Source organism: Chondromyces apiculatus DSM 436 (assembly GCF_000601485.1).
Taxonomy (GTDB): domain Bacteria; phylum Myxococcota_A; class Polyangia; order Polyangiales; family Polyangiaceae; genus Chondromyces; species Chondromyces apiculatus.
In genome coordinates this window covers 1-21,224 of record NZ_ASRX01000019.1, presented here as the reverse complement: position 1 = coordinate 21,224, position 21,224 = coordinate 1, and the positions used below count along the sequence as shown (strand labels likewise).

Sequence of the window (21,224 nt, the reverse complement as noted above, 5' to 3'; positions counted from 1 at the left end):
ACCCACCAGCTCGCTTACCTCCAGCACCAGGGCAGCGTTTTCCACGCTGCGCCTGGGCTGAGTTTGCTGTACTCATGACTCCCGATCGACCATACAGTTGGTGGTCGGCGCTTCGACCGCGAGATTCCGAAGCCTACCCGTCGGTGAGGGTACGGCCGAGGATCATTCCATGAGCCCGCTCGTCCCCGACTTCATCCTCAAGCAGGACGCACTCGGCAAGACCGAGGGAAGCCTCACGGGCGCGGTGCTCATCGTCGACATCTCGGGCTTCACCGAGGTCACCGAGCGCATGATGGAGCACGCGCGCTCCGGCGCCGAGCTCCTCGCGGAGACCCTGCGGTTCTACTTCGACCCGCTGATCGCAGCGGTGCATCACGCCGGTGGGTTCATCATCGGGTTCGCCGGTGACTCGTTCACCGCCATCTTCCCGGACACGTCGGAGCGCAAGGTCGCCGAGTACACGCTGGGCGCCGCGGTGGTGATGCGCCGACACTTCAACGAGAACCCCGAGCGCCAGACGCCGCACGGGAGCTTCCCCTTCTCGTTCAAGCTCGCGATCACCTGGGGCGCGGTCGAGTGGGGGATCGTGCGGATCTCCAAGACGCGTGCGTACCACCACTTCTTCGGTCCGGCGATCCAGGACTGCTTGACCGTCATCCGTCACGCGCATCGTGGCGACATCCTCGTGGACCGTGCCTTCTGCGACCGCATCCCGCCGGCGAGCGCCAAGGCGGTGCAGGACGTGGCGGGGATCTACAAGCTGGGCGCAGAGGTGAAGCTGCCGCCCCGCGAGGTGGTGATCCGCGACGAGATCTCCGGGGACGACGCGGCGTTCCTGCCTCAAGGTGTCGCGGACATGCCCCTCGAGGGCGAGTTCCGCAACGTCAGCAGCGTCTTCCTGTCGTTCGACAACCTCCCGAGCCTCCCGGAGCTGACCCGGCTCTTGCACGAACTCGCAGAGCTGTACGGCGGCGCCTTCACCGGGATCTATCTCGGCGACATGGGAATGAGCGCGCTCGTCCACTTCGGGGCGCCGATCGCGCACGAGAACGACAACGACCGCGCCCTCGACTTCGCGCTGGAGCTCAAGAAACGGGGCCTGCGCTCCATGCGTCTCCGCGCAGGCATCACCCGCGACGTGCGGTACGCGGGCTTCAACGGGGGGACGGAGAGCCGCGAGTTCGCCTGTTTGGGCCGCGCCACCAACCTGGCAGCGCGCCTGGTGATGAAGGCGCCCTGGGGCGCGATCTGGGCTGACGAGCAGGTCTTTCGCGCCAGCGAGACGAGCTACCAGTGGACGACGGAGAACATCTTCCGCTTCAAGGGCTTCGAGCTGCCCATTCTCGTCTACTCGCTCGAGCGGCGGCGCATCTCGGTCCAGAAGGAGTTCTATGACCTCGGCCTGATCGGTCGCGAGGCCGAACTGGAGCAGATCGCGCGCGGCATGCAGCCGATCTTCGAGGGTCGCTCCGCGGGCATCGTGTACATCGAGGGCGAGCCGGGCCTCGGGAAGAGCTACCTGGTCCAGCGCTTTCGGCACAAGCTCGAGGAGCAGCAAGGCGAGCGTCCGTGCCTGTGGATCGACGCGCGCTGTGACCAGACGCTGCAGAGTTCCTTGAATGCGTTCGAATTCGCGCTCAAGGAGTACTTCTGGGAATCGTCTGCGATCGGCAAAGAGGAGAAGCTCACCAATTTCGAGGACGCGCTCGAATACCTCCTGGAGCGGTTGCCGGAGAGCCAGGCGGCGCTCCGACGGGAGATTGAGCGCGCGAAGTCGATCTATGCCGCGCTGATCGGCATCCGGTGGGACGATTCTCCCTACGAGCGCCTGCACCCGAAGCTCCGTTACACGAGCACCCTCTCCGCGCTGAGCTTCGTCTTCCTCGCGGAGTGCTCCCTCCAGCCGGTGATCCTGCACCTGGAGGACGCGCACTGGGCCGACGAGGACTCGCTGGAGGCGGTGAGGGTCATCCTTCGCGCCTGTCGCGGCTTGCCCATTGCGGTTCTCATCACGACGCGCCGCAAGGACGACGGGACGCCCGTCCGCATTCCTCTCGATCCAGGCACCCCGGAGCACGTGGTGGAGCTGAAGCCGCTCACGCGTGACCAGCTCCTGGCCCTTGCCGTTCCGTTCTTCGGCGGCCCGATGCCCGACATGCTGGCGACGCTCCTCTGCGAGACGGCGGGTGGAAACCCGTTCTTCGCGCAGGAGATCCTCGCCTTCTGGCTGGAAGACGGCAGGTACGGCTCAAGCTCGAGTTCGATATCCATCTCGAACACGTTCATGCCCCCGAAGAACGTGAACAGCCTGCTCATCTCCCGGCTCGATCGGCTCGATGCCCGAGTGAAGCAAACCATCGTCGCAGCGGCGGTGCTGGGGCGAGAGTTCGATCTCCGGGTGCTCCGGAAAATGCTGCCCGATCAGTCGGTCCTGGAGGAGCACGTGCGCATTGGCGAGGCGCAGTGCATCTGGTCCGGCATGAATGAGCATCGCTTTCAGTTCAGCAATGCTCTCCTGCGCAATGCCGCGTACGAAATGCAGTCGCGCGCGCGGCTGCAGGAGCTGCACCGGCTCGCGGCAGAGGCCATCGAGGGCCTGTACGGGGAGGATCTCGAAGATCAGCTCGTGGCGCTGGGTCGGCACTGGCGGAGGGCAGGCAAGATCGACCACGCGCGGCGCTACTTCCTCGCTGGCGCCCGCAAGGCGGCTGCGCGTTACGCCCACGAGGAGGCGACGCGCCTTTACCGCGTGTATTTCAAGCTATCGCCCGATCCCACGCCGGAGAGCGTGGTGGTGCGTTACGAGTTTGCCAGGGACGTGCTCGAGGCGCGCAGTCGCTTCCAGGAAGCGCGTCAGGAGCACATCCGGGTGCTCACCGAGGCGCAGAAGCTGCGGGACAGGTCGACGGAAGCGCTCGGGTTCCTGGGGCTCGGCCGCGCACACTGGGCCATGCAGCAGCCCGACGAGGCGCGGACCTACTGGGAAGAAGGTCTGATCGCCGCGCACGAAGGGGGCAATCTCCCGACGGAGGGGATGCTGCTCGGCAGCCTGGCGACGATCTACGCGCAGCAAGCGCAGTTCGAGACGGCCCGGAATCACTACAACAAAGCCATCGGGATCGCGCGACAGATCGGGAACCGTCGTGAGGAAGGACGCCTCCTGACAGACCTCGCCAAGCTCCATCGCCAGAGCGGTCGCCTTGGTGATGCGGCCACCTGCCAGGAGCAGGCGGCAGCCATCGAGAGAGATCTCGCTGGCGCGGTGTGATGGTCGTTCGACCGTCCGACGTCTGATCTTGCGTTGCCGTTGGTTTTGCCGAGAATCAACGAGAGGTCTCCGGCACGCATGGAACAGCAGGCTTCGAGGACGGCGTCGCCCCCGACGCAGGCAGGGTTCCTCGCGAGGGTATGGCGTTCTCGGTTCGTCGCCGCACTGCTCGCTGGCTTCGTCTCGGGGACGCTCGTCGTCACCTTCGACATCTCCCTCGCCGCCATCATCTTCACCGGGCCTCTAGGCAACCGCCTCCCGCTCGGCATCGGCATCTTTCTGATCAGCTCCGTGGTCGTAGGGGCGATCGTCACCTTCGGGAGTTCTTTCCGGGCCGTCATCGCCGCACCCCAGGAGGACACCTCGATCATTCTCGCCTCCATGGCTGGAGTGATCTCGCTCAACGTCAGGGAGATCGATCCCACCGGGGATCCGTTCCCTACCGTGGTGGCAGCGATCGCAGTCACCTCCGCGGTCACAGGAGCCTTCTTTCTCATCCTCGGCCTGGTTCGCGGGGGGATCCTCGTCCGCTTCATCCCCTATCCGGTCGTGGGAGGTTTCCTCGCGGGTTGCGGATGGCTGCTTATCCAGGGCGCCGTCACCGTGATGGTGGGCGAGCCGGTGGGCTTCGAAAACGCCGCGCTGCTGCTCACGACTCCGGGCCTGACCAAGTGCATCCCCGGGCTGATCTTCGGCGTCCTGCTGACGGGGGCCCTGCGTCGGTACAACAAGTTCGGCATGCTCCCGGCCATGCTGGTGGTCTCCATCGGCCTCTTCTACGCGCTGGTGTCCGTCTCCGGATCCTCCTTGAAGCAGGCCATGGATGCGGGGTGGCTGATCGGTCCGTTCCCCGAGGGCGCCCTGTGGCCGCCGCTCCGCCCGGCCGAGATCCAGGCGGTTCACTGGTCGCTCATCGGGCGCAGCGCGTTCGACATCGCGGCGGTGTCGCTGCTGGCGACGATCACGATCCTCCTCAGTGCCTCGGGCGTCGAGCTCGCCACCGAGGAAGAGATCGATCTCGATCGCGAGCTGCGCGTCACGGGCCTGGCGAACCTCTTCGGCGCGCTGGGAGGCGGGGTCGTCGGGTACATGTCGCTGCCCGAGTCCTCGATGAACCACAAGTCGGGTGGGCCTACGCGCGTGGCGGGCATCGTCGCGGTGTCGCTCAGCGCGCTAGTGCTGGTCATCGGTGCCGAGTCGATCTCGTATGTGCCGCGGCCCGTGCTGGGAGGGCTGGTGGCCTTCCTGGGCCTCTCGTTCTTGCTGGAGACGATCTACGAGGGCTGGTTTCGGCTTCGCCGCGGCGAGTACCTGATCGTCGTCGTGATTCTCCTCGTGATCGCGCTGGCGGGCTTCTTGCGAGGTGTGGCCGTGGGGCTCGCGGTCTCGCTGGTCCTGTTCGCGGTGAGCTACAGCCGCATCGAGGTCATCCGCAACGCCATCTCCGGAAGCAACCTCCGGAGCAACGTGGGGCGCAAGGCCTCCGAAGAGAAGGTCCTCGATATGCGAGGGCCGCAGATCTATATCCTCCAGCTCCAGGGCTTCATCTTCTTCGGCACGGCTTACGGGCTGCTCGATCGCGCGCAGCAACGCATCCTCGACGCGACGCCGATGCCGGTGCGCTACCTCGTGCTGGACTTCCGGCACGTCAACGGGCTGGACTCCTCCGCGGTGGCGAGCTTCCAGCGCCTGCGCCGGATCGCGGAGACGCACGACGTGATGCTGATGCTGACGGAGGTGCCTCCCGACATCCGCAACAGCCTGGCCCGAGGGGGTGTCGTGGTCGAGGGCGACAAGGTCTGCCGCGTCTTCTCCGATCTCGATCATGGCCTCGAAGCCTGCGAGAACGAGCTGATCGTCGAGGCGCCACCGACCACCATTCCGCCTCCCGTGCTCTCCCGCGATCTGGCGGTGGTGTTCAACGGACCGATGGAGGTCGTGAGGTTCCTCGGCTACCTGGACCGCGTCGAGCTGCCTGCCGGGTATGATCTGTTCCGGCAAGGAGACGATTCGAAGGATCTCTACCTCATCGAGTCGGGTGAGCTGACCGCCTGGATCATGCTGGCCGGCAACCGGACGAAGCGCCTGCGCACGATGGGACCAGGCACGGTGGTGGGTGAGTCCGGGCTCTACCTGGACGCCAAGCGCTCGGCCACGGTGACGGCGAACGACGCGGCGGTGCTCTACCGGCTCAGCTTCGAAGCATTGCAGCGGCTCACCCGCGAGGCGCCCGAGCTGGCGGCCGCGTTCCACGAATTCGTGGCGCGCCTGCTCGCGCAACGCATCGTCGACAGCACCGCCGCCGTGAAATCACTGTTCAACTGATTGGCCACGCGGGCGCCATCGAGGGCGCCCCACCAGGCTGTCGGTGTGCGCTGCCGTGCTTGCACTGCCGCGGCTACACTGGCATATTGCGCCCATGTCATCCAAAACACCGTGCCAGGAGGCGCCGACGGCGCAATCAGCTTCGTCCGGAGGTCGGCTGGTAGAGGTCCGACGCGTGGACGAATGCAACACGCTCGGCGAGATCTTCATGAGCTGCCTGCCCGCATTCGGGGGGGCGTATCTGAGGCGTATCTACACCATTCTCGACGAGGCTATCGGCAGCGGGTGTCCGATGACCATCGCGGTCGCGGGTCCCGTCACCGTGTCGGGGCAGCATCAGGCGTGGCTGATCCCGCTCCTGGAGACCGGCTGGGTCGCCTACCTGAGCACGACGGATGCCGTCTGTTACCACGACGGTCACCGGAGCCTGGACGCCCACAAGCAGGGCGCCATCCGCGAGGTGCCGCTCTTCGGCGACGACGGGGCGCTCCGCGACGAGCGCATGATCCGGGTGACCGACATGGCTTTCCCGGAGGACGTCCTGCTCGACCAGGACACGTTCCTCACCGCTCACCTGGCGCGACCCGAGTTCCAGAAGAAGATGACCGGCACCGAGCTGAGATACTTGCTGGGTAGGGTCTACGCCGAGCAAGAGCGCAAGCACGGTCTCCAGCGCGGTCTGCTGGCCACCTGCCATGACATGGCCATCCCCATCTTCGTCGGGGCGACCGCGGACGGGAGCGTGTTCCTGAACTCGATGAAGCTCTGGGCCATGAAGCAAGCCGGCATCATCCCGAGCTACGCGCTCGACATCGATCTGCACGCCGAGGTGTTCGAGGCATGCGCCTACCATTACTGGGGCCTCTTCGAGAGCCCGGCCAAGGCCCTCGGCACGATCATCCTCGGAGGAGGCGTGCCCAAGAACTTCAACCTCCAGCCCGAGCCTGCGCTCGGGCAGATCCTCGGCCTGCCGGACATCAGTGGCTATCGGTTCGATGTCCAGATCGTGACTGCGCCCCCGACCGATGGATCCCTGTCATCCTGCACGCCCGGGGAGGCTGTGACGTGGGGCAAGGTGGATCGCGACACGTACGTCCAGACCACCGAGGGGATGCAGGCCGACTACTCGGCGCTCATGCCGTTCCTGGTGAAAGCCTTGCTGGACAACCGGGAGCGGTATGCCCGGTGGGCCGAGAAGATGGGCGAGGAAGAGCTGTTCCGCCAGCACCCCAAAGCGCGAGGCTACCTGCGACCGCGTGAGGGTTCGCGCCTCTACGAGCGCCGCGAGGGCCTCTGTCAGAAGCTGATCGAAGAGGTGAAGAAGAACGGCGACTGGCTGCTCAGCACCTTGCAAGCCACGGCGTCATCCGCCACCTAGGACTGCGCGCCGTGAAGCAGGGGCCTGGGGGGCCCCTGCCGCGGGCTCAGTGCGCCTTGACCGCCGTCCAGGCCTCATCGAACAGCTTCAAGTTGTCGCCGAGGTCGCGGTGCGACTCCAGGCGCGGCATCAGGGACTCAGGCGGGTAGATGGCAGGATTCTGCTGGTCTTCTGGCGCTACCTTCGTCCGGGCCGCGACATTGGGCGTCGCGTACTGGGTGAATGTGCTGAGCCGCGCCCCAATCTCGGGTTCGAGGATGAAGTTGATGAACTTGTGCGCGCCTTCCGCGTTGGGGGCGCGGCGCGAGATCACCATGGTGTCGACCCACATCACGCCACCCTCGTTGGGGTTGATGTAGGCGAGCCGCTCCTTATCCTCGTTCACTTCCTTGAGCGCATCGCCGTTCCAGACCACGGCGATGTCCGCCGAGCCGCTCTTCACGTCCTGCACTGCGCCCACGCCGCTCTTGAAGCCGAGGCACTTGGGGTGCGACTTCGCATCCTGCAGGATCTTGCCGGCTTCCCGGATCTCATCCGCGTTCGTCGAGTTCGTGGAGTGCCCCTTGTACTTGAGGACCGCTCCGAGCATGTCGCGCATCTCGTCGAGCAGGATGAAGGTTCCAGGTATCTTCTTGGAGTCGAACACCACTCCCCAGGAGGGCTCCAGGTTGGGGAGCTTCTTCTTGTCGTACATCAGCCCAACGGTGCCCCACTGGTAGGGGACGCTGAACTTGTTCCCGTCGTCGAAGGCTGGTCCGGAGAAGCGTGGCTCCAGGTTCTTGAGGTTGGTGAGCTTCGCGTGGTCCAGCGGCTGGAGCAGGTTCTTCCTCACCAGCCGGGGCACCGTCTGGCTGGAGGCGACGACGACGTCGTACTGGCTGTCGGCGCCACCATAGGAGAGCTTGCTCTCCATCTCCTCGGACGACTCGTATGTCGTGATCCGCAGCCGCACGCTGGCGGCCTTCTCGAAGTCACTGACGATCTTGTCTTCGATGTACTCCGCGAAGATGAGAAGTGATACTTCGCCTGGCGTCTTCGGGCTCGCAGCCGATTCTGCTGCCGAGCCGCTGGGTTGTGCCTTTGACTCTTCCTTGGACTTGTTGCCGCAAGCAGCAAGCAGGGAGATGCCGACCAGCCCGGCTATCGTGGCCGGAGTGAGATGTTTTCGCTGCATACCTAGTCCCTCTTCCAGCGGGTGAGGCGTTCCAGGGTGAGCACAAGTACCACGGTCCCCATTACGAGCAGCGTCGATACCGCGAATAGATCCGTACGGAGGCCGCGCAATTGTGAGTGGTATACGTAGATTGGAAGTGTGGACGAGCTTGGACCGCATGTAAAGAAGCTGATCACAAAATCGTCCAGAGATAGCGTGAACGCCAGCATCGCCCCACCAACGATCGCAGGCCACAAGAGCGGCAGTGTCACGCGGTGGAAGTGGTACCAGGAACTGGCATACAGATCGCGTGCCGCCTCGCTGAGCGTCGGGCCCATGAGCACGAGACGGCTACGGACGACAAGGGCCACGAACGCGATCTGAAACGTCACGTGACCGATGATCATCGCCGACATGCCGGGATCGAAGAGTGGCGAGACGAATCTGAGCAGGTTGAACCCGACCACCAGGGCGGCGGCAATGACGATGTCGGGCGTGATCACGGGAACGTCGATCGTCACCTGCAGCAGCTTGCCGAGGGAGGATGGCCAGGGGAATCGCTGCATCCCGAGCGCGAGCATGGTCCCGAGAATCGTGGATATCACGGTGGACACCGCCCCGAGCTGGAGCGTATTCAGCGTCGCCTCGCGGATCTCCCAGGCGCGGCGGCTCGTCTCGGGGTCCGCCATGAGCTGGGCATACCAGCGCAGCGAGAATCCCACCCACACCGACCCCTTCTCGGCGGCGTTGAATGAATAGAGCGCCACCGCCAGCAGCGGGGCGTAGAGCAGCAGAAAGCCTACGAGGACGGCCACCTGGAGCAGGCCACCCCAGCGCTTCACAGAACTTCCGCGCTCCGTCCGGCCTGACGGCGCGAGCTGTATACCCCGAGGAGCGTCAATGCGATCAGGACCAGGCTCATCGCCGCCCCATACGGGACGTTTCTCCCCTGCCCGAACTGATGCTGGATGAGGTTGCCGATGAGCCAGTGCTTGGCTCCCCCGAGCATGTCCGTGATCACGAACATGCCCATGGCCGGGACGAACGTGAGGAGTATGGCCACGCTCAGGCCCGGCAGCGTCTGCGGCAGGATGGCCTGCATGAAGACGCGCACAGGTGACGCATAGAGGTCCTGCGCCGCCTCGATCAGCGATCTGTCGAGCCGCTCGATGCTCGGGTACAGCGAGATGACCGCGAATGGCAGGGCGGCGGAGACCATGCCGATGCACACCGCCGACCAGCTCGGGAGGAGATCCCGCCCTGGCTCCAGCCAGCCCAGCATTGCTGCCAGGCGCGCCGGGGGCAGGCGCGCGGACAGCAGCAGCTTCCATGCGTACGTGCGGATGACCAGGTTGGTGCAGAGCGGGATGGCGACGAGCGATAGCCACAGCAGTCGCTTGCGTGGCGCTGCGCGCGCGATGAAGAACGTCATCGGGTAAGCGATGCCCACCGCGACCACCGTCGTTATCACCGCGAGGGCCACGCTGCGGAGCATGATCCACAGGTTCGCGGCGCTGAGGCCCGAGGACGTGATGCCGAAGAGCTGGCGGAAGGAATCGAGGCTGAACGCCCAGGTGATGCCGCCGTCGGGGTCTCGCTGGAGGAACGCCACGAGGACCAAGATCAGCCCGGGGAGCAGCAGGAAGGATGCGAGCCAGGCGATTCCGCCGACCATCAACAGCCCGCCCTTGGCGAGAAGCGCGCGACGCGTGGTGAGGTGTCCATAAGCGACGACGCGCTCAGTCATCGAGCACCTCCAGCCTTTCCACCGGCAGACAGAGCCACAACGTTGCCCCTGGTTCGGCGCGCAGCCGGGGGCTGACCTGCACCCGCAGTGAGCCCGGTTCCATCAGGAGCTCCACGTGATCACCGCGGTAGATGGCGTCGCGCACCTCGGCGCGCACCGCGTTCTCGGCCGGCTCGGTGTCGGTGATCTCGATCCACTCCGGGTGGATCGCGACGGTCCCGGATTCCCACGGTGGCGTGGTGCGGACCGACAGCTCTCCCACGGCGGTCGTCACCCGCTTGTCGCCCGACCTGCGGGCCGGGATGAGGTTCGCCGCGCCGAAGAACTCCGCGATGAACCGCGTCCTCGGCCGCTCGTAGACCTCCGCCGTGGGGCCCTCTTGCTCGATCTTGCCGCGGTTCATGACGATGATCCGATCGGAGACGGTCATCGCCTCGTGCTGGTCGTGCGTGACCAGCACGAACGTCTTCCGGAGCGAACGCTGGAGCCGGCGCAGCTCGACCTGCACCTCGGCGCGGAGCTTGGCGTCGAGCGCCGACATCGGCTCGTCGAGCAGCAACACTTCGGGCGCGTTCACGAGGGCCCGCGCGAGCGCGACGCGCTGCTTCTGACCGCCCGAGAGCTGGTGCGGGTAGCGGCGCGCGAGATCCGCGATGCGCACCATCTCCATGTTCTGGTGCACGCGGGTGTTCACCTCGGCCTGCGGCACGCGGCGTGAGCGGAGACCGAACGCCACGTTCTCGAACACCGTCAGGTGCGGGAAGAGCGCGTAGCTCTGGAATACAGTATTCACCGAGCGGCGGTTCGCGGGGAGGTGATCGACCGGCTGACCGGCCAGCACGATGCGCCCGCTGTCCGCGCGCTCCAGCCCCGCGATGATGCGCAGCAGGGTCGTCTTGCCGCAGCCCGAGGGGCCCAGGAGGGTGATGAACTCTCCCGGGTGCGCGTCGAACGAGATGTCGTCCAGCACCTGGACCGATCCGAACGACTTTCGAATGTGTTCGACCGCCAGGCTGATCTCGGAAGCGGGCGCGCTCGTGGTGGATGTTTGCACCGACGCTTGGCCTGGGGATGGGGGCGAGCTTGCAGTTGGCGCCGTGGGGCGAGTGCGGTGCTGCCGGTCGTCGATCACGGCTCCCGAGGCGGTCGCCCTCACGGGCGAACCCTCCGCGGGCTCCAACGCAAAGCATGGACGCCTTACGGAAGTCAAACGCTTTTTCCCTGCGCCGCCCGCGGAGGCGCGTTGTCTGCTCTGGCGACGGCTTGTCCTATCTCCAGGGCGGTGCTTTGGTGGGGGGCATGTCCACCGGGAGCCCCAGGCCCGAGTTCGCCGGGACGCGGCGCTTCGAGGTCGTGCGCCGGATCGGCCGTGGAGGTTCGGGGGTGGTCTACGAGGCCTTCGACCGCGAACGCAGCGGTCGCGTGGCGCTGAAGGTCCTGCGCGCGCTCGACCCGGAAGCGCGCCTCCGTTTCAAGGCGGAGTTCCGCTCCCTCCAGGACCTGCACCACCCCAATCTGGTGAGCCTTGGTGAGCTTCACGACGAGGATGGCCAGCTCTTCTTCACGATGGAGCTCGTTCGCGGCGTGGACTTCATGGTCTACGTGCGGCAGCACTTCGAGGGAGACGTGGAGCCTCCGAGTTCCCTCGGCACCACGCGAATTCTGGGCGACGCTGGGGCTGCAGGGCCGCGTCCTACGGGTGATGCGCAGCCGCGCTCCTCCGGGGGCGCGAACGGTGCGGCGGTCGACAGCACGCCTGTCGGCAGCGCACCTCCCGCCAGCACGCCTGTGGACAGCACGCCCGCCGACAGCGTCTCGGCCGACAGTGCCTCGAGCGGCAGCGCTCCTGTCGACGGCACGCGCCAGCGGCGCCGCAACCTCTTCGACGAAACGCGCCTGCGTGACGGCTTGCGGCAGCTCCTCCGCGGGCTCGGCACGCTGCACGATGCCCGCAAGGTTCACCGCGACATCAAGCCTTCGAACGTGCTGGTGGACGTCGATGGTCGGGTGGTCATCCTCGACTTCGGGCTGCTCGCGGACATCAGCGCCCCGCGCCGGAACGACCCCATCGCGGGCACGGCGCACTACATCGCTCCGGAGCAGATCGACGGCAGCCCTGCCGGACCGGAGGCCGATCTCTACAGCGTGGGGGTCATGCTCCATCTCGCCCTCACCGGGGAGTACCCCTTCCGAAGCTCGCCGGCCATGGCGATGCGCCTCAAACGTCTGGTCATGCCGCCCCCTCCCGGAGACCTCGCGGAAGGGCTCCCCGCCGATCTCGAGCAGCTCTGCGTGGCCCTCTTGCACATCGACCCCGCCGCCCGACCCACGGCCCGGGAGGTGCTGCGCCGCCTCCAGGGCGAAGACCTCGACGAAGAGCCGCCAGCGACCTCGCTCCGGAACCTGTTCGTCGGCCGTACCCGCGAACTCGACGTGCTGGACCGCGCCTTCGCGGACGCGCGCCTGAACCGCGCCGTCGCCCAGCTCATCGCAGGCGAGTCCGGCGTCGGCAAGACCTCGCTCATGCGCCGCTTCCTCGAGCGCATCGCTGGCGACGCGCTCACCCTCGCGGCGCGCTGCCAGGAGCGGGAGTCCGTCCCCTACAAGGCCCTCGATGGGCTGATCGACGCGCTCAGCGACCACCTCGCTGCCTTGCCGGATGCAGAGGTGCGCGCCCTCCTCCCGCCTCGCGCGAGCTTGCTCGGCGCGGCGTTCCCCGTCCTGCGTCAGGTCCCGGCCCTCGACGCCGCCGAGCCGTCGCCGCACGTCGTCGATCCGGCCGAGCAGCGTGTCCTCACCTTCGCCGTGATGCGCGCCCTCTTTGGCGCCCTCGCGCAGCGCTCTCCCGTGGTCCTTGCCATCGACGACCTGCAGTGGGCCGACGCCGACAGCCTCGCGCTCCTCGCGGAGATCATGCGCCCCGAGCCAGGCAGGCACGTGCTCCTCGTCGGCGTCGTCCGCTCCGGCGCCGGCATGGATGCCTCCCAGCTCGGTACCCGCCTCGGGTTGCCCGCCGATGCCGTTCATCACCTCGCCCTCCAGCGCTTGCCGCCCGCCGACGCCGAGGCCCTCTGCGCCGTGCTCTTGCGCGGCGCCGCCCCGCGCCGACCGATCAGCGTGCGCACCCTGGCCGAGGAGTCGGGCGGGCACCCGCTGTTCATCGACGCTCTCGTCCGTTACCGCCTCACCCACGAGGAGCACGACGTCCCCACCCGCCTCGACGACGTGCTCGGTGCGCGCATCGCCCTCCTCGATCCGCGCTCGCGCGAGCTGCTCGATCTCGCGTCTGTCGCGGGAGGCCCGCTCTACCTGGATGTCGCCGCCCGCGCCGCCCGCGCGGACCTCGGCGAGCTGACCCGCATCACGGCGCGCCTGCGCGGCGCGAACCTCGTGCGCGTGGGCGGCACGGGGCGTGGCGAGCTGCTCGAGCCCTACCACAGCCGCATCCGGGACGCGGTTCTCGCGGCGCTCGGCGCCGGTGCCGAACGCGAGCTTCACGGCCGCCTCGCGCAGGCCCTCGAAGCCACCCACCGCCTCGACCTCACTGCCCTCGCCGCGCACTGGCGCGCCGCCGGAGATCCCCTCCGCGCCGCCGGCTACGCCCTGCAGGCCGGCGCCCAGGCCGAGGCCGCGCTCGCCTTCGAGCGCGCCGCACAGCTCTACCGCACGGCGGTGACCCTCCTCCCGCCGGACGCCGAGAATCGCCGCGCGGCGCTGCTCCGTCTGGGCAGTGCCCTGAGCAGCGCAGGCCAGGGCGTCAAGGCCGCCGAGGCCTACATGGCGGCGACCGAAGGCGCCTCTCCGGCCGAGTCTTTGGAGCTTGGACGCCGCGCCGCGCAGAGCCTCCTCCGCGCTGGCTACGTCGCTGCCGGGCTCGCAGCCCTGCGCACGGTCCTGAGCGCTGCGGATCTCGGCGCCCCCCACTCGCCCCAGGCCCTCGGCGCCTCCATCGTCTCGCGCCGCGTCGCGCTGCGTCGGCGCGGCCTCGACTTCACCGCGCGCCCGGCCAGCGCCATCCCGGCCGAGGATCTCGCCCGCATCGACGTCTGCTGGACCGCAGCGCTCGGCCTCGCCATCGTCGACCCCATCCAGGGCGCCCACTTCCAGGAGCAGAACCTCCGCCTCGCCCTCGAAGCCGGGGAGCCCTACCGCGTCACCCGCGCGCTCGCCATGGAAGCCGCCTACCTCGCCGGGGAGACCTCGCCTGGCCCTCGCGGTGCCCGCAAGGCTGTCGAGGTCGCGACGCTCATCGCGCGCGCCAGCACCCTCGCCGACAGCCTTGGTAGCCCTCATGCCCGCGGTCTCGTGCGCCTCGCCGACGGCATCGCCGCCACGTACCTCGGCCGCTGGTCGAGCGCCCGGAGCGCACTCGACGAAGCCGAGCGCATCTTCCGCGAGCAGTGCACCGGCGTCGCCTGGGAGCGAGGCGCCGCCCAGTCCTGCGCCATCTGGGCGCTCTGGTACCTCGGTGACGTCTCCGAGTTCACGCGCCGCGTTCCCATCTACCTCCAGGAGGCCCGCGAACGCGGCGACACCTACCTCGAAGCCACCGCGCGCTCGGCCCAGGGCAACGCCGTGTGGCTCCTCCGCGGCGACCCCGACACCGCGCTGCGCGAAGCGGAAGTCGCTATCAATAGCTGGTCGCGCGCTGGCTACCACCTCCAGAGCTACTTCGACCTTCTCGCCCGCGCCCAGATCGCTCTCTACCGCGGCGACGGCCAGACCGCCCTCCGCCTCTTCGTCGAGCGCTGGCCGAGCCTGGAAGCCTCGGGCGCCCTGAAGATTCAGTCTGTGCGCGTCGCCATGGAGCACCTCCGCGCCTGCGCCACCCTCGTCGCCGCAGACAGCGTGCCTGGCCTCGCCGAAGCGCAGGCCCAGGTCTCCCTCGCCGCGCAGCGCCTCGACCGCGAGCAATCTCCCTGGGCCACCGCGCTCGCCACCACGCTCCGCGCCGCTCTCGCCGCCACCGGAACCGTCGGCACTGCCAGCGCTGCCAGCGCCGTCGATGCGGCGGGCGCTGCCGGCGCTCTGGGAAATGCTGCCGCTGCCTCCCGCCTCTTCGCGGGGGCGCGCCAGATTTTCGAGGATGCCGGCATGGACCTCTATGCCGCCGCCGCCCTCTCCCGCGCTGGCGAACTCGCGGGCGACGCCGACGGCGCTGCCTTGGTCACCCGAGCCGAGCGGTGGATGACGGACCGCGCCATCCCCGACCCGGCGAGGATCACGGCCACGCTCTTGCCACTGCCTCCACAGCCCCCCACCCCTGTCGGCTGACTGCGCTGACGGAGCGGTCACGTCGCGCCTGCGCCCTAAGCCTGTGCCCTCCTGCGGGCCGCACACGAGATGATCCCCTCGTACTCCATGGCGTTGGCCTCCTCCGCTGGGATCCAGCGCATGAAGAACACGTCGAACCCGAGCTGATCGAGCACGGAATGGATGTCCTCCTGCGTCACGTAGGTCGCCGGTTGCTGCTGCTCCCCGTTCATCGCCGAGCGCCATCCCTGCGCCTTCCCGAGCGCCGCGAGGATCAGATATCCCTGGTCGCCCACGATGGAGGTCGAGTTCCGCATGAGCCGCCGCCACACCGAGCGGTTGTTGGTGATGGACTCCATCACGAAATGTACGGACACCACGTGCACCCCGCTGGCGCCCACGATCACCGGCGGCCTCCGGCGGATGTTGCACGAGGTCAAGCTGAGGATGCGCTCGCGCATCAGGGCGTCTCGCTCGCGGATGGCATCCGCCGTAATCTCCTCGTTCCCTTCGAACTGGAGCGTCCGCGCGATGTACTCGTCCCACCGCCGATCCTCGTGCGCGTCCAGGTACTGCTGGACGAGCGATCGGCTGTTCTCGTGCGGGTCCGTGTAGCAGATCCCGTTCACGTGGGGCACCGCGGGCGGCAGGTCCCACAGCGTCCCGCCACCGCCGAGGATCACCATGTCCACCCGCGGATGGACGCCCGAGCGCGGCGTCGGCGTGTAGGGCGTCGCTGGCGACGACCCGTTGCCGCGCGTCTTGCCGCTCTCCGCGTCGAACTTCTGGATCATGCTCCAGATCTCGACCTCGCACTCCAGGAGCGCGCGGTTCTCGGCGCCGATCTGATCGACCGGATAGTAGATGGACGCGTACTGGTCCGGCTGCCAGGTCTGCGCGTCGAAGCAGATCTCTTGCCCCTGCGAGGGAGCGATCTCCGACTCTGGCGAAAGCTCCCCGCTGGCTCCATACCCTCGCGAAGAGATCGGGATTCCTGCGGGGGGCGTGAGCGTGCGCGGTACTTTGCTATCCAGCGGCATCGGCGTGCAACCAACGCATCATGCCGAGCGTCGTGCTGTCAAGCAGACCGCCCCCGACGCTACGGCTTACCGTTGCAGGGCCAATTTATGTGCAGGTAGCTGTCCAGCCTCGCACGCCTCGATCAAGGCTTCCGTGGAGCGGCGTCGTCTTGCCGCGCATCGTTCATCACGCGCCCGTCACGCGCCCGTCACGCGGCGCGGGTTGTACTGCGGGCGTGCTGTGGGGGGGCCGCGGTTGCGCTGCTCAATCGAGCTTCACGTGGAGCACCGCGTCGCCGCGCTGCTTGCCGTAGAGCTGCTTGATCTCCAGCCGGTACTCTCCCGGCCCCGAAGCGCTGAACTCCACGGCAGGTGCGCTCTGCGGCTCCCCTGTAGGCAGCTCACGCAGCACACGCTCGAAGATGACTTTGCCTCCCGGTGAACGGATCTTCACGTTGAAGGGAGGCGTCGCCTCTTCGTGTGCCCTGAAGACGAGCCTGACCGGGTCTCCCACCGACGCCGGAGAGTTCTGGCAGATGGCCTCGATATCGCCCGAATTGTCGACGGTAACCGGCACGCCTCGTTCACCCTCGGAGGATCATCTCGAAAACCTGCATCGCTGGTCTCCGGTGTCGCATTGTAGGCATGTCCGCCCGCATCCTGCGAACTTTGCCACACAAGAAGTCACCGGAGGGCTCCAAAACCAGTCGTCCTGGTCAGCGCTCCAGCCTGCGCCGTGTGTCCCCCCGGGGATCCCTGACGCTTCATCAGCTCCGGGTCCACCGTAGCCGCGGCTGACGCGCCGCCCGCGCCTCGTCGAGGCGTCCCACCACCGTGTTGTGGGGAGCCTGCTTCACGAGCTCCGGCGTCTCTCGCGCTTCCTTCGCGATGGCCACCATTGCGGCCACGAACTCGTCGAGCGTCTCGCGCGTCTCCGTCTCGGTGGGCTCGATCATCAGCGCGCCTGGCACCACCAGCGGGAAGTACACCGTCGGTGCGTGGAAGCCGTAGTCGAGCAGCCGCTTCGCCACGTCCAGCGTCTTCACGCCCGTCTCGCGCTCGAGCTGGCTGTCCGAGAGCACCACCTCGTGCATGCAAGGCTGCGGCACCGGTGCCAGGTAGTGATCCTTCAGCTTCGCCCACAGGTAGCGCGCGTTCAGGACCGCCAGCGTGCTCGCCATCGAGAGCCCCTCGCCGCCCATCTCCCGGATGTAGGCGTAGGCCCGGATGAACATCCCGAAGTTGCCGGTGAACGCCCGCAGCCGACCCAGGCTCTGGGGCCGGTTGTAGTCCCAGCCGTAGCCGCCCTGGGGCCGCCGGATCAGCACCGGAGAGGGCTGGAACGGCTCCAGGTGCTCCTTGAAGCACACCGGCCCCGACCCGGGCCCGCCGCCCCCGTGCGGGGTCGTGAAGGTCTTGTGGAGGTTGATGTGGATGACATCCATCCCCACGTCGCCGGGCCTGGCGCGCCCCATGATGGCGTTGGTGTTCGCCCCGTCGCCGTAGACCAGCCCACCCTTGTCGTGGATCAGCTTGCAGATCGCCGGCAGGAACGTTTCGTAGGCGCCGAGCGTGTTGGGGTTGGTGATCATCAGCCCGCACACGTCGCCGTCCGAGCCTTCGCGCTCGATCGCCGCGAGCACCTGCTCGGGGTGGGTGATCCCGTCGGCGTTCTTCTCGATCTTCACCGCCACGAGCCCGTTCAGGCTGCAGCTCGCCGCGTTGGTGCCGTGCGCGCTCTCCGGGATGAACACCTTCTTCGGCGAGCGGCCCTTCGCCTCGTGGAAGGCCCGCATCATCATCAGCCCGCACAGCTCGCCCTGCGCCCCGGCGGACGGCTGCAGCGAGCACCCGTCCATCCCGCTCACCTCGCAGAGCGCCTCCTGCAGCCGCCACATCACCTCCAGCGACCCCTGACAGAGCTCCTCGGGGGTCATGGGGTGCAGGTTCGCGAACGCCGGGATCCGCGCGGCCCACTCGTTCACCTTGGGGTTGTACTTCATGGTGCACGACCCCAGCGGGAAGAGCTGGGAGTCGATGCAGAAGTTCCACTGCGACAGCCGCAGGTAGTGACGGTAGGCCTCCGGCTCGCTCACCTCCGGCAGGTCGGCGGCATCCTTCCGGGCGAGAGCCCCGAAGAGCACTGCCGGATCCACCTCGGGTACATCGAGCGGCGGCAGGGAGGCGCCGGAGCGGCCGGGCGCTCCACGTTCGAACACGGGGGGTTCACGGAACTTGATGCCACGCGGCTGAGGCTCGCTCATCACACCCTTTGCCTTCCAGAAGACTCAATCACTCGCCAGGCGGAGCTGCGGGCGGCTCGGGCGAGCCCGACTCTTTGTTTTCCTGATCCCAGTCACCGCCACCGATGTCGGTCGAGCCGGTGCCGCCGATCGAGGTCAGATCGGGCTGCACGTTGCGCTGCTTGATGGCGTCCCAGCCCGTCCCCACCTCGTCCTGACCGGAGCCGATCTCCCCATCGATCCTGTCGTCGATGTTGTCGCCTTCCGGCCGGGAGTACTTGAAGTACCCCTTGCCGCTCGTCTTCGAGTTCGGTCCCACGACGCCGGTCTTGTACTCCGTCCAGTCGAAGCGCAGCAGGTTGCCGGTCGCCTTGCCGTGCAGCTCGCCCCACTTCTCCTTCTGGGGCCGCTGCCACTTGCCATTCACCTCGTCTCCCTCCTGGATCACGTGGAGGAAGCCGTAAAGCTCATTGAAGTAGACACCGGTCCACTCGGCGCCGTCGGGCATGTCGCCCACCTGGATCTGGGCCGTCTTAGGAGCCGAAGTCGAGCTGCAGCCGAGCGCGGTCGGCCCCAGGAGGAGGGCGCCTGCGGCGACAGCGATCCAAAGCCGTCGGGATCTGTTCATGGCGGCGGAGCCTAGCACCAGCAGGGCCGACGTCTGAAGAGGACGATGTGGGACACGGCTCCCGACCGCCTCGGGGGCCTCTCTCCCACCTCGAACCACCCGGTCTGCCTCGCTTTCGTCCCCACAATTCTTGGTTCGCAACCCGACATTCTGACTCGCCCCACGCAGCTTGGCGGGATACCCTTGCCAGTATGCTCAGAATTATCCTCACTCCCCAGCGAACCTCACGTCTCCCGCACCTGGGTATGGTGATCGCTCTCGTTCTTGGAGCGGCTGCCTGCGCAGGTGACGGAGGGAACGAGACGCGAGGGAACAACATCGTGCAGGGTGGCACGAAGCCTTTGCCAGACGCGCCCTCCTGCATCGTGGCCGGTGGTTCCGCCGCCGTCCCGAAGCCCGAGCTCCGCATGGAGCTCATGGATAGCTCCTACGAGAACGGCTGGCTGGGCTCTCCGGTCGTCGTCGATCTCGACGGAGATGGAGCGAACGAGATCATCGCGACCCGCGGCGCGTACCTGATCGCCTGGGACTCCGCGGGCAACGAGCTCTGGAGCTTCCGGGAGGCAGCGCAGTCCGAGCCTCGCTTCTGGGCACCCCCCGTGGTCGCCGACTTCCGCGACGACGAGCTCCCCGAGATCGTCGTCGCCGCTGGCGATCAGGTCTGGATGATCGACGGTCGGGGCGAGATCCTCTCCGGCTGGCCGCGCGAGTGGCGCTACGAGATGCGCAGCGTCGCCGCGGGTGATGTCAACAGCGACGGCCAGCTCGACGTCATCGTCGCCAGCTCCGATCACGAGCCCGACATCCTCAACGCCTTCACTGCGGGCGGTGACATCATCGACGGCTTCCCCCCTGCCGCCACGGGCGCGCTCGGGTGCAACGACCGCGAGAACTGCTGGATCGCTGGCGCCTTCGATCAGAACGTCGCCATCGGCGATCTCGACGGCGACGGCAAGCAGGACATCGTCGCCGCGCAGGACAACGCCTACACGGGCTTCTACCACGGCAATGGCGAGGCCTTCGACGCGAACCCGATGTACGAGGAGCGCCCGAAGACCCTCGGCGTCCGTTACCTCCACGATCTCACGCTCGCCAAGCAGGGCTTCGCCGACGACGAGTCCCGCGACCTTCAGGCGCACTTCACCAACACCTCGCCGACCATCGCCGACATCGATCAGGACGGCACCTACGAGGTGATCATGCTGGGCAGCGTGCAGAACGCCGGCCAGGACTACCGCGAGCAGGGCGTGAGCCTCTGGGCCGTGCGCCACGATGCGAGCCGCCTCCCTGCCTTCGAGAACCCGGTGCATAAGCCCGACTACCTCGCGGGCCTCTGGGATCTCGAGGGCAACATCGTCGCCATGACCAACCAGGTCGCGGTCGCCGACATCGACGCCACCCGCGCTGGCCTGGAGATGATCTACGCTGGCTTCGACGGCCGCGTCCATGTGACGTACGCCGACGGTCAGGATGGCGGGCGCTACATCTACACCATGGATCCTGACGTCTTCACCGGCGGCGTCGTCATCGGCGACCTCTCGGGCGACGGCATCCCGGAGATCGTCTTCGCGACCTACTCCCCCCGCGAGGGCATGTCGCACCTCTTCGTCCTCGACGCGGGCGGCAACGAGCTGCACAAGATCCAGCTCCCTCGCCTCGGCTCGATGGCCGTCCCGACCCTCGCCGACGTCGAAGGTGACGGCACCGTCGAGATCCTCGTCTCCACCCGCGACACCCCGTGGGACTCCGGCGAGCCCGCGGTGCTCGTCTACTCCGTCCCCTCCTCCACCACCGGCTGCCTCCTCTGGCCCACCGCGCGCGGCAACAACTACCGCAACGCCTGGGTCCGCAACCACGACTGATCGCAGCCTGTCTGGGCGCCGCCTCTCTCGGCAGCGCTCCCCGCCTTCCCAAGTCCCACGTCACTCCTGATCGGTTCCGCGAGAGGAGCCTCCCTGCGGGGCTCCTGCTCCGTCGAGCCTCTTTCCCTCGATGTGCTTCCAGCAGCACCGCGCCGACTGCTCCTGACACAACGTCCTGAGCCACGCGCTCCAGTCCTGAAGGACGAGAGGTCTAGGGCCTGTCCCTGAATTCGCAGCCAGCAGAGAGCGCAGGTCAGAGCGACCATGGCCGCGTAGTTACGTGCAGTCTTCTCGTAGCGTGTGGCAAAGCGACGGAGGCGCTTGAGCAGGTTGAACGTGCACTCGATG

The 21,224-nt window shown here is 67.4% G+C and carries 13 protein-coding genes; 5 read left to right on the top strand and 8 right to left on the bottom strand.

Annotation, left to right across the window (positions count from 1 at the left end; translation table 11 throughout):
* Window positions 1–169 precede the first annotated feature (169 nt).
* The 3 genes from CAP_RS14055 (at window position 170) to CAP_RS14045 (ending at window position 6,971) form a co-directional block, all read left to right on the top strand.
* On the top strand, window positions 170–3,268 hold the full coding sequence (locus CAP_RS14055) for an AAA family ATPase (RefSeq protein WP_044240899.1): 3,099 nt from the start codon (window positions 170–172) through the stop codon (window positions 3,266–3,268).
* A 78-nt stretch (window positions 3,269–3,346) separates the two neighbouring features.
* Window positions 3,347–5,593, top strand: a complete 2,247-nt coding sequence (locus tag CAP_RS14050) for a SulP family inorganic anion transporter (protein ID WP_044240897.1) — start codon at window positions 3,347–3,349, stop codon at window positions 5,591–5,593.
* 175 nt (window positions 5,594–5,768) lie between these two features.
* A complete protein-coding gene (locus CAP_RS14045) occupies window positions 5,769–6,971 on the top strand; it encodes a deoxyhypusine synthase family protein (protein ID WP_052375153.1) in 1,203 nt (400 codons plus the stop codon).
* A 46-nt stretch (window positions 6,972–7,017) separates the two neighbouring features.
* Here CAP_RS14045 and CAP_RS14040 read toward each other — a convergent pair whose 3' ends face one another.
* From CAP_RS14040 to CAP_RS14025, 4 genes are read right to left on the bottom strand one after another with little or no spacing between them, the layout of a single operon-like run.
* Window positions 7,018–8,145, bottom strand: a complete 1,128-nt coding sequence (locus CAP_RS14040; protein WP_081864877.1) for a polyamine ABC transporter substrate-binding protein — start codon at window positions 8,143–8,145, stop codon at window positions 7,018–7,020.
* Window positions 8,146–8,147: 2 nt separating this feature from the next.
* Complete coding sequence (locus tag CAP_RS14035) at window positions 8,148–8,966, bottom strand: ABC transporter permease (RefSeq protein WP_197041178.1); 819 nt, start codon at window positions 8,964–8,966, stop codon at window positions 8,148–8,150.
* Window positions 8,963–9,871 (bottom strand): ABC transporter permease, encoded by a 909-nt coding sequence (locus CAP_RS14030; protein ID WP_044240895.1) that lies wholly within the window; start codon window positions 9,869–9,871, stop codon window positions 8,963–8,965. The genes CAP_RS14035 and CAP_RS14030 overlap by 4 nt, the downstream gene beginning before the upstream one ends.
* Entirely contained in the window at window positions 9,864–10,841 is a 978-nt protein-coding gene (locus CAP_RS14025; RefSeq protein WP_231511454.1) for an ABC transporter ATP-binding protein, read from the bottom strand. The genes CAP_RS14030 and CAP_RS14025 overlap by 8 nt, the downstream gene beginning before the upstream one ends.
* 329 nt (window positions 10,842–11,170) lie before the next feature.
* On the opposite strand from CAP_RS14025, the gene CAP_RS14020 reads away from it, so the two are divergent.
* A complete protein-coding gene (locus CAP_RS14020) occupies window positions 11,171–15,145 on the top strand; it encodes a serine/threonine-protein kinase (RefSeq protein WP_044240891.1) in 3,975 nt (1,324 codons plus the stop codon).
* A 35-nt stretch (window positions 15,146–15,180) separates the two neighbouring features.
* On the opposite strand, the gene CAP_RS14015 is transcribed toward CAP_RS14020, so the two are convergent.
* The 4 genes from CAP_RS14015 to CAP_RS14000 form a co-directional block, all read right to left on the bottom strand.
* Complete coding sequence (locus CAP_RS14015; protein ID WP_044240889.1) at window positions 15,181–16,164, bottom strand: class I SAM-dependent methyltransferase; 984 nt, start codon at window positions 16,162–16,164, stop codon at window positions 15,181–15,183.
* A gap of 244 nt (window positions 16,165–16,408) precedes the next feature.
* Complete coding sequence (locus CAP_RS14010; protein WP_044240887.1) at window positions 16,409–16,720, bottom strand: hypothetical protein; 312 nt, start codon at window positions 16,718–16,720, stop codon at window positions 16,409–16,411.
* Between the two features lie 190 nt (window positions 16,721–16,910).
* A complete protein-coding gene (gcvPB, locus tag CAP_RS14005; protein WP_044240885.1) occupies window positions 16,911–18,407 on the bottom strand; it encodes an aminomethyl-transferring glycine dehydrogenase subunit GcvPB in 1,497 nt (498 codons plus the stop codon).
* Between the two features lie 28 nt (window positions 18,408–18,435).
* Window positions 18,436–19,014 carry a hypothetical protein gene (locus CAP_RS14000; RefSeq protein ID WP_156040781.1) on the bottom strand — a complete coding sequence of 193 codons (579 nt, stop codon included), beginning with the start codon at window positions 19,012–19,014 and terminating at the stop codon, window positions 18,436–18,438.
* A gap of 365 nt (window positions 19,015–19,379) precedes the next feature.
* Here CAP_RS14000 and CAP_RS13995 point away from each other — a divergent pair, with 365 nt between their 5' ends.
* Window positions 19,380–20,876 (top strand): FG-GAP repeat domain-containing protein, encoded by a 1,497-nt coding sequence (locus CAP_RS13995; RefSeq protein ID WP_156040780.1) that lies wholly within the window; start codon window positions 19,380–19,382, stop codon window positions 20,874–20,876.
* The last annotated feature ends 348 nt before the right edge of the window (window positions 20,877–21,224 follow it).

Excerpts from the sequence above, each read along its gene's own strand:
- gcvPB (WP_044240885.1), bottom strand. The coding sequence starts at position 18,407 with ATGAGCGAGCCTCAGCCGCGTGGCATCAAGTTCCGTGAACCCCCCGTG.
- CAP_RS14055 (WP_044240899.1), top strand. The coding sequence starts at position 170 with ATGAGCCCGCTCGTCCCCGACTTCATCCTCAAGCAGGACGCACTCGGC.
- CAP_RS14015 (WP_044240889.1), bottom strand. The coding sequence starts at position 16,164 with ATGCCGCTGGATAGCAAAGTACCGCGCACGCTCACGCCCCCCGCAGGA.
- CAP_RS14050 (WP_044240897.1), top strand. The coding sequence starts at position 3,347 with ATGGAACAGCAGGCTTCGAGGACGGCGTCGCCCCCGACGCAGGCAGGG.
- CAP_RS14030 (WP_044240895.1), bottom strand. The coding sequence starts at position 9,871 with ATGACTGAGCGCGTCGTCGCTTATGGACACCTCACCACGCGTCGCGCG.
- CAP_RS14000 (WP_156040781.1), bottom strand. The coding sequence starts at position 19,014 with ATGAACAGATCCCGACGGCTTTGGATCGCTGTCGCCGCAGGCGCCCTC.
- CAP_RS14040 (WP_081864877.1), bottom strand. The coding sequence starts at position 8,145 with ATGCAGCGAAAACATCTCACTCCGGCCACGATAGCCGGGCTGGTCGGC.
- CAP_RS14020 (WP_044240891.1), top strand. The coding sequence starts at position 11,171 with ATGTCCACCGGGAGCCCCAGGCCCGAGTTCGCCGGGACGCGGCGCTTC.